Annotated in this window: 13 protein-coding genes and 2 tRNA genes; all 15 read left to right on the top strand. The window is 68.8% G+C overall.

Going from position 1 to position 15,398, the window contains the following annotated elements:
- Positions 1-11: 11 nt before the first annotated feature.
- Positions 12-683 (top strand): response regulator transcription factor, encoded by a 672-nt coding sequence (locus tag ACM0PB_RS08185; protein WP_005415973.1) that lies wholly within the window; start codon positions 12-14, stop codon positions 681-683.
- Position 684: 1 nt separating this feature from the next.
- On the top strand, positions 685-2,028 hold the full coding sequence (locus tag ACM0PB_RS08180) for a sensor histidine kinase (RefSeq protein ID WP_164229653.1): 1,344 nt from the start codon (positions 685-687) through the stop codon (positions 2,026-2,028).
- A 59-nt stretch (positions 2,029-2,087) separates the two neighbouring features.
- Positions 2,088-4,487 (top strand): DNA internalization-related competence protein ComEC/Rec2, encoded by a 2,400-nt coding sequence (locus ACM0PB_RS08175; protein WP_414604773.1) that lies wholly within the window; start codon positions 2,088-2,090, stop codon positions 4,485-4,487.
- Between the two features lie 3 nt (positions 4,488-4,490).
- A complete protein-coding gene (locus ACM0PB_RS08170) occupies positions 4,491-5,153 on the top strand; it encodes a MotA/TolQ/ExbB proton channel family protein (RefSeq protein ID WP_005415976.1) in 663 nt (220 codons plus the stop codon).
- Positions 5,154-5,156: 3 nt separating this feature from the next.
- On the top strand, positions 5,157-5,579 hold the full coding sequence (locus ACM0PB_RS08165; RefSeq protein ID WP_005415977.1) for an ExbD/TolR family protein: 423 nt from the start codon (positions 5,157-5,159) through the stop codon (positions 5,577-5,579).
- Complete coding sequence (gene msbA / locus ACM0PB_RS08160) at positions 5,576-7,324, top strand: lipid A export permease/ATP-binding protein MsbA (protein WP_049438204.1); 1,749 nt, start codon at positions 5,576-5,578, stop codon at positions 7,322-7,324. Before ACM0PB_RS08165 ends, msbA begins: the two co-directional genes overlap by 4 nt.
- A complete protein-coding gene (lpxK, locus tag ACM0PB_RS08155; RefSeq protein ID WP_111127115.1) occupies positions 7,324-8,343 on the top strand; it encodes a tetraacyldisaccharide 4'-kinase in 1,020 nt (339 codons plus the stop codon). The genes msbA and lpxK overlap by 1 nt, the downstream gene beginning before the upstream one ends.
- Positions 8,344-8,418: 75 nt before the next feature.
- Entirely contained in the window at positions 8,419-9,192 is a 774-nt protein-coding gene (gene kdsB / locus ACM0PB_RS08150; RefSeq protein WP_053500516.1) for a 3-deoxy-manno-octulosonate cytidylyltransferase, read from the top strand.
- Positions 9,189-9,677: a low molecular weight protein-tyrosine-phosphatase gene (locus ACM0PB_RS08145; RefSeq protein WP_065177369.1), complete on the top strand. Its 489-nt coding sequence runs from the start codon at positions 9,189-9,191 to the stop codon at positions 9,675-9,677. The genes kdsB and ACM0PB_RS08145 overlap by 4 nt, the downstream gene beginning before the upstream one ends.
- Positions 9,674-11,086 carry an NHL repeat containing protein gene (locus ACM0PB_RS08140; RefSeq protein ID WP_005415983.1) on the top strand — a complete coding sequence of 471 codons (1,413 nt, stop codon included), beginning with the start codon at positions 9,674-9,676 and terminating at the stop codon, positions 11,084-11,086. Before ACM0PB_RS08145 ends, ACM0PB_RS08140 begins: the two co-directional genes overlap by 4 nt.
- A complete protein-coding gene (gene uvrC / locus ACM0PB_RS08135; RefSeq protein ID WP_005415984.1) occupies positions 11,083-12,927 on the top strand; it encodes an excinuclease ABC subunit UvrC in 1,845 nt (614 codons plus the stop codon). Before ACM0PB_RS08140 ends, uvrC begins: the two co-directional genes overlap by 4 nt.
- Before the next feature lie 18 nt (positions 12,928-12,945).
- Positions 12,946-13,572: a CDP-diacylglycerol--glycerol-3-phosphate 3-phosphatidyltransferase gene (gene pgsA, locus ACM0PB_RS08130; RefSeq protein ID WP_005412825.1), complete on the top strand. Its 627-nt coding sequence runs from the start codon at positions 12,946-12,948 to the stop codon at positions 13,570-13,572.
- A gap of 98 nt (positions 13,573-13,670) precedes the next feature.
- A tRNA-Gly gene (locus ACM0PB_RS08125) sits at positions 13,671-13,746 on the top strand.
- A gap of 138 nt (positions 13,747-13,884) precedes the next feature.
- Complete coding sequence (locus ACM0PB_RS08120) at positions 13,885-14,991, top strand: NAD(P)/FAD-dependent oxidoreductase (protein ID WP_414604772.1); 1,107 nt, start codon at positions 13,885-13,887, stop codon at positions 14,989-14,991.
- A gap of 116 nt (positions 14,992-15,107) precedes the next feature.
- Positions 15,108-15,183: transfer RNA gene (locus tag ACM0PB_RS08115), tRNA-Gly, on the top strand.
- Positions 15,184-15,398 lie beyond the last annotated feature (215 nt).

Raw genomic sequence — 15,398 nt, 5'->3', positions numbered from 1 at the left:
ACGAGTCCCTGATGCGCATCCTCCTGGTCGAAGACGATCCTGATCTGTCCCGCGCCCTGCAATCGGGCCTGGAGCGGCAGGGCGTGGTCGCCGATGTGGTCGGCAGCCTGGCCGAGGCCGCGCTCGCCTTGCGCGAACCGGTGCACCAGCTGCTGCTGCTCGATCGCCAGCTGCCCGATGGCGATGGCGCCGGATTCGTCGCGACGGCGCGTGCGCTGCGGCCGAACCTGGCGGTGATCATGCTCACCGCCAAGGGGACGCTGTCGGACAAGGTCGAAGGCCTGGACGTCGGTGCCGATGACTATCTGGTCAAGCCGGTGGCGATCGAGGAACTGATGGCACGCATCCGCGCGGTATCGCGCAGGCCTTCGGCGATGGTGACGCCGAGCCTGCGGCTGGGGCGGCTCGAGTTCGATTTCGAATCGCTGCAGGCACAGGTGGAGGGCCAGCCCCTGGCATTGCCACGTCGGCAGGTGCTGGTGCTGCAGGCGTTGGCGATGCGGCAGGGCCGCACGGTGACCCGCAGTGCCCTGGAGGCTGCAGTGTACGGGTTCGATGATGAGATCCAGTCCAATGCGCTCGATGCGCATATCTCCAAGCTGCGCAAAGCGCTGCAGCAGGCCGGGGCGGGGGTGGAGATCCATGTGATCCGCGGCGTCGGCTACCTGCTGGCGGAGGCCTGAGATGGCCCGTCCGATCCGTTCGATCACCCTTGGCCTGGCTTGGCGCCTCTTCCTGGCGCAGGCCTTCACCGTACTGTTCGCGGTGGTCGCGTTGATCCTGACCTGGGGTGACAAGGACTCCTGGGGCATGGACATGTTCGTTGCCGAGGCGGTGGCCAAGGCGGTGCACAGCGAAGGCGGCCGCCTGGTGCTGGACCAGGCGCGCTGGGACAAGCTCGATGCCAACGCCGGGGGAAATCTCTGGTTCGCCGCGGTGGATGACAAGGGCATGTGGCTGGAGCGCGGCACCATCCCAGCGATCCACGCGCCGATGCTCGCGCGGCTGCCGACCGTGGGCGCCACGGAACTGGGCTCGCTGGTGCCCCCTTACCTGGACGTGGCGCGAGTGATGATCCGCAACGAGGACGGGCGCCGCATCACCGTGATGGTCGGTGGCGCGCCCAAGGGCGGGCTGCTGGATGGCGCGCTGATGGTGCTGCGCCTGATCGGCCTGTGGTTCTTCCTGCCACTGATCGTGGTCACCCTGCTGGTGATGCCGACTGTGATCCACCGTGCCATGCGCGGTGTGCGCCGTTCTGCGCAGCAGGCCAAGGAACTGGACATCGGCCAGCCCGGTGCTCGGCTGGATGCGCGGCTGGTCTCCACGGAAGTGGCGCCGCTGGTGGAAGCCTTCAACGATGCCATCGACAAGGTGCAGCAGGGCTATGCAGCGCGCGACAAGTTCCTCGCCGACGCGGCGCACGAATTGCGCGTGCCGATCGCCGTGGTGCAGGCGAGACTGTCTCAGCTGCCGCAGGGCGAGCTGAAGTCGCAGTTGCTGACCGACGTGGCGCGGCTGGGCAATGTTGCCGAGCACCTGCTCGATCTGCAGCGCCTTGACCGCAATGTCGGCGCATTGCAGCAGCTGGACCTGGCGCTGCTGGTGCGTGAGGCCGCCGCGGACCTGGCGCCGTTGGTGGTCGGCGCCGGCTATGGATTCGAAGTGGACGCGCCGGAATCGCCGGTGTGGATCCACGGCGACAGTCTGGCGCTGGGGCGGGTGATTGCCAACCTGGTGCACAACGCGATCGTGCATGGTGGTGGCCGTGGCACCATCTGCGTGCGGTTGGATGCGCGCGGCTTGCTGGAGGTCAGCGATCAGGGTGCGGGCATTCCAGTGAGCGACCGCGAGGCGATCTTCGAGCCGTTCCATCGCCTGCGCGCGGCGGGCAGCGGCAGTGGCCTGGGCCTGCACCTGGTGAAGGAGATCGTGCAGCACCACGGTGGCTCGGTCAGTGTCGGTGAGGCTGCGGGAGGCGGCGCAAGCTTCCGGGTCAATTTCCATCGCGGCAGCGTCCGGCGCTGACGCGTTTGCGGGGCAAGTCCCGATAGGCAAGCTGCCGCCGGTAGCGGCAGGCTGGACCCATGGCCGTCCAGCTTTCCCCGTCTCCCTTGCTGGGCAGTGGCGCCGCTGCGGCGCTGACACTGGGGGCGCTGGCCTGCGTGCAGCTGCCGCGGCTGCCGCCGCTGTGGGTCAGCACGGTGATGATCGTGCTTGGCATGGCGGGGTGGGGCCTGCGTTGGCGGGGGCGCCTGCCCGCGGTCGTGCTGCTGGGCGCCGGATGGACGGCGATGCATGGGCACTGGGCAATGCAGGAACAGCTGCCGCCAGGCCAGCCAGCACGGGATGTGGTGGTCAGTGGACGGGTCATCGATCTGCCGGACCATGGAGCCGCGCACACCCGCTTCCTGCTGCAGGTCAGCGAGAGCAGCGAACTGCCATCGCTGCGCGGCAAGCGCCTGCAGGTCACCTGGAACGATGCCTGGCGTGCCGCTGACGCCACCGACGCCGGGCGTGGGCGCCATCAGGTCCTGGCCGGCGCGCAGTGGCATCTGGCCTTGCGCGTGCGGGCGCCGCGTTCGCGGATCAATCCCGGTGGTTTCGACGGTGAACGCCACGCGCTGCTGCGCGGCGTGTCCGGCAACGGCACGGTGCGGGCGCCGGCCAGCGCGCGCGAGCTTCAGGCCGCGCATGGCCTGCCGGCATGGCGTGAACGCACCAGCGCCGCCATCGCCGCGCAGGTGGCCCATCCAGCCGCGCGCTTCGTGCAGGCACTTGCCCTGGGCGATACGCGTGGCCTGTCCGACGCCGATTGGGATCAGCTGCGGGCGCTGGGCCTGACCCATCTGGTGGCCATTTCCGGATTCCATGTCGGGGTGGTGGCCGGGCTGGGGGCGTTGCTGTGTCGAGGGCTGTGGTGGCTGTGCCCGCTGCTGGCCCGGCATTGGCCACGCCCCCAGGCGGCGGCCTGCGCCGCGGCCCTGTCCGCAGCGGGCTATGCGGTGCTGGCCGGCGGTGAATTGCCGACCGTGCGCACTGCACTGATGATCGGGCTGGTGGCGCTGGCGCGTAGCGGGCGGCGCCCACTGGGTCTCGTGCAGGGGCTTGCACTGGCGGCGCTGGCGCTGCTGCTGCCGGCGCCCCTGTCAGTGCTGTCCGCGGGCTTCTGGCTCAGTTTCGGCGGCGTCCTGTGGCTGGTCTGGTGCCTGCCGCAGGGACGTCCGCGTGGGGTGGTCGCCAACCTGCGCGGGTTCCTGGCCGCACAAGGGGTGGCCAGCGTCGGCCTGTTGCCGCTGGGCATCGCCTTGTTCGGTGGCACCGCCTGGCTGGGACCGCTGGTGAACCTGCCGGTCATCCCGTGGTGGACATTGCTGGTGGTGCCCTTGTCGCTGCTCGGCACCGCCCTGCAGGTGCTGCATGACGGCGCCGGGCGCTGGGCGTGGCGCGCAGCGGCGTGGTTGTTCGAAACCAGCTGGCAGGCCCTGCAGCCACTGGCGGCGCATCCACAGGCGATGTGGTGGTTGGCCGAGGCACCGGCCTGGGCAGTGCCGGCGGCGCTGCTGGGCGTGTTCTGGTGGCTGCTGCCACGCGGTGCCGGGGGCTGGCTGGCTGGCCTCCTGCTGTGCCTGCCGCTGCTGTGGCCGTTGCGCGAGCGGCCGGCCGAGGGAGAGCTGGAGCTGCTGGTGCATGACGTCGGGCAGGGCACGGCGGTATTGCTGCGTACCGCGCGGCATGCGCTCTGGTACGACGTGGGGCCGCCGATCGGGGGTGAGGGCAGCGAGCGGGTCCTGGTTCCGTCATTGCGGGCGCTGGGGCAGGCACGGCCCGACCGCGTGCTGATCAGTCACGACGATCTCGATCATGCCGGCAACCTGCCGAGCCTGCGCCTTCAGTTGCCGGAGCTGCCCCTGTTGGCGCCGCCGGGCAGCACGATCGCCGGGGCCGGGCGCTGCCAACGCGGCCTGCGCTGGCGCTGGGACGGCGTCGACTTCCAGGTGCTGCACCCGGATGCCGGCAGCCAGCGGGCTGAAAACGAGGACAGCTGCGTGCTGCGCGTGGCCAGCGCGCATGGTGGGGTCCTGTTGCCCGGGGACATCGGCCGCCCGGCCGAACAGGCGCTGCTGCGGGCGTCTCCGGCGGCGCTGAAGGCGGATGTGGTGCTGGTGCCGCACCATGGCAGCGGCGGCAGCTCCAGCGCGCCCTGGGTGGCGGCGGTGTCAGCCCGGCTGGCGCTGGTTTCGGCCGGGCACCAGAACCGCTTCGGCCACCCGCGCCGGGACGTGGTCCGGCGCTGGCAGGCGCAGGGAGCTGAGGTGGTGTCCACTGCGGAGTCCGGGGCGATCCGCGTATGGCTTGGCGCACAAGGGCTGCAGCTGCGTGAACAGCGTATCCATGCATCCCGGTGGTGGGATGCCGCTGGGCGGGCGCGGTCGGCTGTTATCCTATCGCCGATCAAACAAGCGGCCGTTGGGCCGGAGGGTTGAAACGTGTGGGAACTGGTCAAGGCCGGTGGCTGGCCGATGGTGCCGCTGCTGCTGTTGGGCGTACTGGCTTTGGCGATCATCCTGGAGCGTTTCTGGTCCCTGCGGCGGACTGAAGTGCTGCCGCCCGGCCTCGGCCAGGAAGTGCGCAACTGGGCCGCACGCGGCAAGCTTGACCCGGCGCACCTGCAGACCCTGCGTGCCAACTCGCCGCTGGGCGCATTGCTGGCGGCCGCGCTGGAAGCCCGCAATCGTCCGCGCGACCAGATCCGCGAGCGCATCGAGGACACCGGCCGCCACCTGGTGCACCGCATGGAACGTTTCCTCAACGCGCTGGGCACCATTGCCTCGGCCGGCCCGCTGCTGGGCCTGCTGGGCACGGTGATCGGCATGATCCAGATGTTCCTGGGCATCCTCGACCATGGGGTGGGCGACGTGAACCAGCTGGCCGGCGGTATCGGCAAGGCGCTGGTGTGCACCGCCACGGGCATGATCGTGGCCATTCCGGCACTGATGTTCCATCGCTACTTCAAGGGCCGCATCCACGGCTACGTGGTGGAAATGGAGCAGGAAGCCAGTGCCCTGCTGGACACGCTCGACGGTCGCCCCGGGGTGATGAACCCGGCCGCGCCGGCGCGACCGGCCAACGCCGCGACGGCGAAGGCCTGATCGATGCGTATCGGCAATGACCGCTCCCAGGATGAGCCGCATATCGATCTGGTTCCGCTGATCGACGTCATCCTGGTGCTGATCATCTTCTTCGTGGTCACCACCACCTTCGATGCGCGCTCGACGCTGCAGGTGCAGCTGCCTACCGCCAGCCAGCAGCCCAACAACGAGCCGCCGCGTTCGCTCAGCGTGCTGATCAACGCCGAAGGCCGCTATTTCATCAATGACCAGGAAGTGCTGCGCAGCGACGTCGAGTCGGTCAAGCAGACCATCGCGTCCGTGGCCGGCAGTGACCGCAGCCAGCCCGTGCTGCTGCGCGCCGACGCACGCACTCCCTACCAGGCCGTGGTGACCGCGCAGGACGCGCTCGGTCAACTCGGTTTCCGTCGTATCGCCATTGCAACTGCGCCAGAGGTGCGTCCATGAGTTCCCATCACGCGCCGGTGTGGCCGATCTACAAACGTCTGCTGGGCTACACCCGCACCTACTGGGTGTTCATGGTGGGCGCGGTCATCGCCATGGTGGTCGAGGCCCTGGCCGGCTACCACTTCACCAAGCTGATGGAGCCGCTGGTCAACGAAGGTTTCGTCGACCCGCAGCCGCGCGCGGCCGTGGTGCTGCCGCTCACCATCCTCGGCCTGTTCCTGATGCGCAGCGTGGCCACCTGGGTCAGTGACTACACGCTGGCCAAGACCGGTCGCAGCGTGGTCCGCGACCTGCGCGAGCAGGTGCTGCAGAAGTACCTGCACCTGCCGTCGTCGCACTTCGATACCGAAGCGACGCCGGTGATGGTCAGCCGCCTGAACTTCGATACCGAGCAGGTCACCCAGGCCAGCGCCGACGCGCTGAAGACCGTGGTGGCCGATACCCTCACCATCGTCGCGATGCTGGCGGTGATGCTGCAGATGAGTGTCAAGGTCACGCTGGCGATGCTGCTGGTGGTGCCGCTGATCGGTGGCATCGTGTCCTACGTGGGCAAGCGCTACCGGCGCATCAGCCGTGGCATCCAGGACGGCATGGGCACCATGGCGCAGACTGCCGAGCAGTCGCTGGCCGCGCAGCAGGAAGTGAAGGTGCACGGCACCCAGCAGCATGAGATCTCGCGCTACTCGCGCCTGGCCAACCGCATGCTGGCGCTGAACATGAAGGTCGAGGTCACCCGCGCCGCCGCCTCCAGCGTGGTGCAGTTCCTGGCCGCACTGGCGCTGGCGGTGATCGTCTGGGTGTCGACCCGCGAAGCCCTGGCCGGCCGGCTCAATGCCGGCCAGTTCATGGGCCTGATGACATCGATGATGGCCATCATTCCATCGCTGCGCCGCCTGACCAGCGTACAGACCTCGATTTCGCGCGGTGTGTCCGCTGCCGAGCGCCTGTTCGGCATCCTCGACATGCCAGTGGAGCGCGACCAGGGGCAGCGACGCGTGCAGCGCGTGCGGGGCGAACTGGCGTTCGACCACGTCATGCTGCGTTACCGCGAGGACAGCGGCATCGCCCTGGACGACATCAGCTTCGTTGCCAGGCCAGGCACGGTGACGGCCATTGTCGGCCGTTCCGGCAGTGGCAAGACCAGCCTGATCCGGCTGGTGCCACGCTTCTACGAGCCCAGCGGCGGTGTCATCACCCTCGACGGCGTGGCACTGGACGACTACCCGCTGGCCGACCTGCGCCGGCAGGTGGCAATGGTCGGGCAGAAGGTCATGCTGTTCGATGACACCATCGCTGCCAACATCGCCTATGGCATGGAAGCGACCGACGAGCAGATCCGCGCGGCGGCCGAAGCCGCCAACGCGTGGGAGTTCATCGCACGCATGCCGCAGCAGCTGCAGACCCCGGTGGGCGAGAACGGCGCGCTGCTGTCCGGTGGCCAGCGCCAGCGCCTGGCCATTGCCCGCGCGATCCTGCGCGACGCCCCGATCCTGATCCTCGACGAAGCCACTGCGGCGCTGGACAACGAATCCGAGCGCCTGGTGCAGGACGCGCTGCAGCGCCTGATGCCCGAACGCACCACGCTGGTCATTGCGCACCGGCTGTCGACCATCGAGCATGCCGACCAGGTACTGGTCATGGATCATGGCCGCATCGTTGAACGCGGCACGCACAAGGAGCTGCTCGAACTGGGCGGCCTGTACCAGCATCTGCACAGCATGCAGTTCCGCGAAAGGCAGGACTGATGGCCGGCAAGGGCACCCAGACCCCGCCGTACTGGTATGACGGCACCCCGGTTCCGTGGGCGATGCGCCTGCTGGCGCCGCTGTACGCAGGTGTCACCGCACTGCGCCGGCGCGCCTATCGGCGTGGCTGGCGCAAGCGCCACTCGCTGCCGGTGCCGGTCATCGTGGTCGGCAACATCACCGCCGGTGGTACCGGCAAGACGCCGCTGACGATTGCCCTGGTCGAGCGCCTGCGCGCGGCCGGCTGGAAGCCGGGCGTGGCCAGCCGCGGCTATGGTCGCGAAGACGCCGACAAGCCGCTGTGGGTGCAGGCCGATACGCCAACCGCGAAGGGCGGTGACGAACCGGTGCTGATCGCCTGGAAGACCGGCGTGCCGGTGCGCGTGGACCGTGACCGTGTCGCCGCCGGCAAGGCGCTGATCGAGGCCGGCTGCGATGTAATCGTCTGCGACGACGGTTTGCAGCACTACCGGCTGGCGCGCGACATCGAGATCGAACTGGTCGATGCCCAGCGTCGCTATGGCAATGGCCGGATGATCCCGGCCGGGCCGTTGCGCGAGCCGGTCAGCCGCGCGAGCGAGTGCGATTTCCGCGTGGTCAACCTCGGCCAGGCCGATGAGCAGACCGCGGCACAGGCCTGTGGCTTCGGCCAGTGGCCAATGTCCCTGCACATCGACAGTGCGCAGCCGCTGGCCGGTGGCCGCGCGCGCCCGCTGGCGTACTTCAAGGGCCAGCGGGTGCACGCGGTGGCCGGCATCGCCCATCCACAGCGCTTCTTCGACATGCTGCGCGCGCGCGGGATCGGCGTGGTGCCGCATGCGTTCGCCGACCACCAGGCCTACCAGCCGCAGGACCTGTCCTTCGGCAGCCAGTTGCCGGTACTGATGACCGAAAAGGATGCGGTGAAATGCCGGGCGTTCGGCAACGACTGGCACTACGCGGTTCCGCTGCGCGCCGAGTTGCCCGCCGCGTTCTGGGTGGCGTTGACCGATCGCCTGGACAAGCTGCGACCGAACTGAGTGGCGCGGCGGCGCTTGCATTCACGCGCCGCTGGCCGCATTCCCGTTGTAACGAGCCTGCCGAGAACCGCCCGCATGACCGAATTCGTCGTCGCCATTCCGGCCCGCTTTGCCGCCTCGCGGCTGCCGGGCAAGCCGCTGCGCCCGCTGGGCGGTGAGCCGCTGGTGCTGCATGTGGCGCGCCGCGCGCTGCAGGCCGGTGCCCGCGAGGTCTGGGTGGCGACCGACGACCAACGCATTTCCGATGCGCTGTCCGGGTTGGCCGAGGTGAAGGTGGCGATGACCGCGACCACGCATGCCTCGGGCACCGATCGCCTGGCCGAGTGCGCACGCATTGCCGGCTGGGCCGATGACACGGTGGTGGTCAACCTGCAGGGCGACGAACCGTTCGCGCCGGCGACCGGCATCCGCGCGGTGGCCGATGCGCTGGTCGCTGGCACTGCGCCGATGTCGACTCTCGCCACGACCGTCGAGGACGCGCACACCCTGTTCGACCCGAACGTCGTGAAGCTGGTGCGCAACGTGCGCAACGAGGCGATGTACTTCAGCCGCGCGCCGATCGCCTGGCACCGCGACGGCTTCGCACGCAGCCGCGACACGCTGCCGGACGGCCATCACTGGCTGCGCCACATCGGCATCTATGGCTATCGCGCCGGCTTCCTGCAGCAGTTCGCGGCGATGCCGCCGGGCCAGCTGGAGCAGGTCGAATCGCTGGAGCAGCTGCGCGTGCTGGAAGCGGGCTACCCGATCAGCGTGGCGATCTCGCCCGAGCCGTTCCCACCGGGCATCGATACGCCCGAGGACCTGGAGCGCGCCGAGGGGCTGCTGCAGGCGATGGCCGCGCGATGAGGCTGCTGGTCGTCTGCCTCGGCAACATCTGCCGTTCGCCGATGGCCGAAGGCGCGCTGCGCGCACGCCTGGATGCCTCGCCGCTGGCCGGGCGGGTGCAGGTCGATTCGGCCGGCACGGGCGACTGGCACGTGGGCGAGCCGCCGGACCGCCGCGCGATCGCCTGCGCGGCCGGGCACGGCGTGGACATCGGCGGCCTGCGCGCACGCCAGCTGCAGGCCGTGGATTTCGAACGTTTCGACTGGATCCTGTGTGCCGACGAGGCCAACCTGCGTGATGCCGGGCGCCTGGCGACGGCGGCCCAGCGTGAACGGCTGGCGTTGTATCTGCCCTGGTCCGGCGGGCAGGGGCGGGTAGCCATCCCTGATCCCTACACCGGCGGCAGCGATCATTTCGAACAGGTCTGGTCGCTGGTCGACGATGCTGCAAAACGTGCGGTGGCACGACTGTTGCATGACGCCGACTCCGGCATAATCAGGTCATGAACGTCCAGCCCGTCCCGGACCTGCCCGAATTCGCCACCTGGCTCAATGCCACCCCCTGCACCCTGACCGAACTGCGCGGCCGGCCGGTCGCGCTGCTGTTCGTCAATGCGGCCTCCGCCTGGAGTGCGCAACGCCTGGCCGAGTTCGGCCAATGGCTGTCGCGCCACCCGGGCAAGCTGCAGCCGCTGGTGCTGCAGGTGCCGCGTTTTGATTTCGAACGCGATGCCACGGCCGCACTGAAGCTGCTGCGCCGTCAGGGCCTGACCATGCCCGTGCTGCTCGATGCCGACTGGGATGGCTGGCGCCGCTTCGGCGTCACCGCCTGGCCGACCATGGTGCTGCTGGACGCGCAGGGCCGTGAACAGCAACGGCTGGTCGGGCAGGGCGCGCCCGGTGAACTGGAGCGCGCCTTGAACGCGCTGTGCCAGGGCGCACCTTCGGCGCCGCCGCGTGGCGGCAGCGAACTGCATCCGGAACCGCGCCAGGCCCTGCGCTTCCCGCAGGGGCTGGCGGTCAGCACCGAACGTCTGTACATCGCCGACAGCGGTCATCACCGCATTCTCGAATGCAGCCATGGCGGCCGCATCCTGCGTCAGTTCGGCCTCGGCACCGCCGATTTCATGGATGGCAATCTCGCCGAAGCGGCGTTCCACCGCCCGCAGGCGCTGGTGCTGGAGCGCGATTCGCTGTACGTCGCCGATACCGGCAACCATGCCGTGCGCCGCATCAATCTGCTGACCGGCATCGTCGACACGCTGTGCGGCAACGGGCGACCCGGCGCGCCGGTGGAGGGCCCGGTGGCGCAGGCGCGGCAGGTCTCGCTGGACCATCCGGTTGGCCTGGCCATCGCCGACAACCAGCTGCACATCGCAATGGCCGGCGACAACCGCATCTGGAGCTACCACCTGGGCCAGCGCAGCCTGCAATGGCGCGCCGGCAGTGGTTCCATCGACGAGCGTGATGGCAGTGGCCATCTGGCTGCCTTCGCGCAACCGACCGCGCTGGCCGTGGTGCAGCAGGTGCTGTACGTCGCCGATGCGTTGGGATCCTCGATCCGTGCACTGCAACTGCGTGGTGACCTGGTGCAGACACTGGTCGGGCAGGGGCCGTGGCGCTTCGGCAGTGAAGACGGCCCGCGCGCGCAGGCCAGCCTGCAGTTCCCGCAGGCGATCGCACTGGGCGCGGACGCCCCGCTGCTGTGGATCGCCGACACCGGCAACGGTCGCCTGCGCACGCTGCGCCTGGGCGGCGGTGAACTGACCACCCAGCCGCTGCCGCGCCGCCTGCACGGCCCGGCTGGCCTGGCCGTGGGCGCAGGTGCGGTGTGGATCGCCGAGACCGACGCCCATGCCGTGCTGCGATTCGACCCCGACAGCGGCGTGCTCAGCGAAGTCCCGATCAGCGAATGACCGACGTTCCCGCCCCGGCCTTCAACGGCAAGGCCTTCGCGGCCCAGCTCAGCACCGCCCCCGGCGTGTACCGCATGTACGCGGCCGACGACACCCTGCTGTACGTGGGCAAGGCGCGCGCGCTGCGCAACCGCGTCGGCAGCTATTTCAACGGCAGCCCGAAGAACGCGCGGATCATGTCGATGATCTCGCAGATCACGCGCATGGACGTGACCGTGACGCGCTCGGAAGCCGAGGCGTTGCTGCTGGAGAATCAGCTGATCAAGTCGCTGTCGCCGCGCTACAACGTCTCGCTGCGCGACGACAAGACCTACCCGCATGTGCTGCTGACCCGCGAGGACTGGCCGCGCATCGCCCTGCATCGGGGCCCGCGCGCCATTCCCGGCCGCTATTTCGGGCCGTATCCGGGCGTGACCGCAGTGCGCGAAACGCTGAACCTGATGCACAAGCTGTTCAAGCTGCGCAGTTGCGAGGACAGCGTGTTCCGCAACCGCTCGCGGCCGTGCCTGCAATACCAGATCGGCCGCTGCAGCGCGCCCTGCGTGGAGCTGGTGCCGGCCGCGGACTACGCCGAATCGGTGCGCCGTGCTGCGCTGTTCCTGGAAGGCAAGAGCGACGAGCTGACCCGCGAGCTGGGCGAGCAGATGCAGGCCGCCAGCGAGGCCCTGGAGTTCGAGCAGGCCGCGCGCCTGCGCGACCTGATTTCCTCGCTGCGCAGCATGCAGACGCGCCAGTACGTGGACGGCCGCGCCGCCGACCTGGACGTGCTGGCGGTGGCCATGCAGGGTTCGCAGGCCTGCGTGCTGCTGCTGGCTTTCCGCGATGGCCGTAACCTCGGCACCCGCCCGTTCTTCCCGCGCACCAACGGCGAGGAGAGTCCGGAGGAAGTGCTGGCCGCGTTCGTCTCGCAGTACTACATCGAATTCGAGCCGCCGCGCGAGATCCTGCTGGATCGCGAGATTCCCGATGCCGACCTGCTGGTTGCGGCGCTGTCGGCCTCGGCCGAGCGCAAGGTGCAGCTGAAGTGGAACGTGCGCGGCGAGCGCGCCGGCTATGTGGAGCTGGCCAGCCGCAACGCGCAGCTGACCCTGGCCACTGAACTCAACAGCCGCAATGCGCAGCATGCGCGCAGCGATGCACTGCGCGAGATGCTGGGCCTGGCCGAGCCGGTCAAGCGGGTCGAGTGCTTCGATATCAGCCATACGCTGGGCGAGGCCACTGTGGCCTCGTGCGTGGTGTTCGACGCCGCCGGTCCGGTGCGCGCGCAGTACCGCCGTTTCAACATCAGCGGCATCGAGCCGGGCGACGACTATGCCGCCATGCGCCAGGCCATCGACCGCCGTTTCCGCCGCGCGGTGGAAGAGCAGGGCGTGCTGCCGGATGTGCTGCTGATCGACGGCGGCGCCGGCCAGCTGGCACAGGCCCAGGCCGCGCTGGCCGACCTGGGCGTGGAAGGCGTGCTGCTGGTGGGTGTGGCCAAGGGCGTGGAGCGGCGCGCTGGCCATGAAGCGCTGGTGATGCCCGACGGCCGCGAGCTGCGCCCCGGCGCGGCCAACCCGGCGCTGCAGTTCATCCAGCAGGTGCGCGACGAGGCGCACCGCTTCGCCATCACCGGCCACCGCGGCCGCCGGCAGAAGGCGCGGATGACCAGCAAGCTGGAGGATATCCCCGGCATCGGGCCGCGCCGCCGCGCCAGCCTGCTCAAGCATTTCGGCGGTCTTGTGGGCCTGAAAGCCGCTGGCGAAGCGGAAATCGCCAAGGTGGAAGGCATCAATGACGCCCTCGCGGCACGTATCTACGCTAACCTGCACGGGTTGGCCACGCCTGATGCGGCCGAGTAGAGAGAGAAGCACGCAAGCATGAAGTTGACCCTGCCCACCTGGCTGACGTTGTTGCGGATCGTAATGATCCCGGTGCTGGTGCTGGTGTTCTACCTGCCCTACACCTGGACCAACTTCGCTTCGGCGGCGATCTTCGGCCTGGCCGCGATCACCGACTGGCTCGACGGCTGGATCGCACGCCGTTACCAGCTGGAGTCGGCCTTCGGCGCGTTCCTCGACCCGGTCGCGGACAAGCTGATGGTGGCAGTAGCGCTGTTCCTGATCGTGCAGGGCCATCCGACGCCGTGGATGGCATTCTGGGCGGCGGTGATCGTCGGCCGCGAGATCGCGGTATCGGCGCTGCGAGAGTGGATGGCCGAGCTGGGCCAGCGCGCCAAGGTGCGCGTGGCGATGATCGGCAAGATCAAGACCACCGCGCAGATGGTCGCGCTGCTGTGCCTGCTGTATTCGGTGGCGCCGAACGTGCCGGTGGAAGACATCTGGATGGGCTGGCCGGTGTTCCACATCGGCGACTGGACCCTGGCGATTGCCGCGGTGCTGACCCTGTGGTCGGGCCTGCAGTACCTGCACGCCGCTTGGCCGAGCCTGCGCGATGACGAGCGCGCCGCGCGCGAGCGTGCACGGCAGAAGAAGCTGGGCAACTGAGCCCCGGGGTCGGATCCCTTTCCGCAGGAAAGGGCTCCTGGCAGGCCCGAAAAAGCGCTTGACGCCATCCTTGGAATAGGTAAAATTTCGCCTCCCAAGCGGGAATAGCTCAGTTGGTAGAGCGCAACCTTGCCAAGGTTGAGGTCGCGAGTTCGAGTCTCGTTTCCCGCTCCAGATTCAAGAAGAACGCTCCCGACAGGGGGCGTTTTTCGTTTGCCTGGCGCCTGCTTCATCCCCACTTCACCGCCACTCCTTCGCCTCGCCACGCGCCAGTTCGAAGCTGCATCTGTGTTCCTCCAGAACGATGCAGCCATGCCCCAAACTCCTTCCGCCTACGACCATGATGTGGTCATCGTCGGCGCCAGTTTCGCCGGTGCCGCCTGCGCATTGGCCGCTGCCCAGTACGGGCTGCGCGTCTGCGTGGTGGAACGCAAGGCCGACCCCGGCGGGCGGCTGCACACCACCGGCATCGTGGTGAAGGAAGCGATGGAGCAGACCTGGCTGGGGCGCATGCCCGAACATCTGGTGCAGCGGGTCGCAAACGTGCGCCTGTATGCGCCGAACCTGCGCAGCGTGTTGCTGGCCACACCGGGTTACTACTTCCTCACCACCGATACGCCGAACCTGATGCGCTGGCTGGCCAGCGAACTGCACACGAACGGCGTCGACCTGCGCCTGCAGCAGTCCTTCACCGACGCCCGTCGCCGCGGTGACGGCTGGCAGGTGGAAGGGGCAGGGAGCTGCGCCTATCTGGTTGGCGCCGATGGCGCGCGCTCACGCGTGGCCTGGCGCACCGGCCTCGGCCAGGTACGTGACAACCTCTACGGCGTAGAACGTGAGTTCGCCGGTCAGCAGGTGGCGCAGGGCGATGCGCTGCATTGCTTCGTCAGCAAGCGCTACGCCGCGGGCTACATCGGCTGGGTCGCCCAGAATCCGAGCGGTCTGCAGGTCGGGTTGGCGCTGCGTCACGATCCGCAACGGGTGCGGCCGCCGGACATTGAGGGTTTCCTCGACCACGTGCGCGGTGTGGTCAACATTCCGCCTTCGGCGCGCCCCTCGGCCACCCGCGCCGGCCTGGTGCCCTGCGGCCGACCGGATGGTCCGATCACTGGCCACCGGCTGATCCTGACCGGCGACGCGGCGGGCATCGTCTCGCCGCTCTCCGCCGGAGGTATCCACTCCTCGTGGCGGCATGGCTGGGCGGTCGGCGAGGCGATTGCCCGCCATCGGCGTGGGCAAGGGCCGGAAGCGGAACGGGTGGCGCAGCAGGTGGCGCCGGCGTTCCGTGGAAAGCGCCTGCTGCGCTGGGCGATGGATCATCTGCAGGTGGACTGGCCGTTCAACGCGCTGCTGCATACGTCCGCCACGAGGCGCATCGCCGAGCAGATCTATTTCCATCGTCGTGGCGTACGCGCGTGAAGGGTGCCGGCAGGCGTGCCTGGGCGCCGTCCCTCGCTTCCCGTGAAAATTCCTGTTGACGCCGTGCAGCAATATCGACACAATAGCGCTCCTTCGACGCAGGTCGAACGAAATCTGCGGGAATAGCTCAGTTGGTAGAGCGCAACCTTGCCAAGGTTGAGGTCGCGAGTTCGAGTCTCGTTTCCCGCTCCAGATTCATGAAGAACGCTCCCGAAAGGGGGCGTTTTTCATTTGTCATGATGTTGGCGGCAGGGGCCGCTACAGTCGCGCCACAGCATCTTCATAGCGGGCGTGATATCACTCGCCCGGCGTGACGAATCCGAGGTCAGTGTCGCAATCGGAATGGCGGGACGCATCGGTCGTGGGGACGACCGCAGGCGAGGGAAGCGGAGAGCGCGTCAACAAGA

The sequence above is a fragment of the Stenotrophomonas sp. AR029 genome (genome assembly GCF_047520695.2).
Lineage (GTDB): Bacteria > Pseudomonadota > Gammaproteobacteria > Xanthomonadales > Xanthomonadaceae > Stenotrophomonas > Stenotrophomonas sepilia.
Note: the sequence above shows the minus strand (reverse complement) of the source record. Positions and strands in the feature narration are given on the sequence as shown.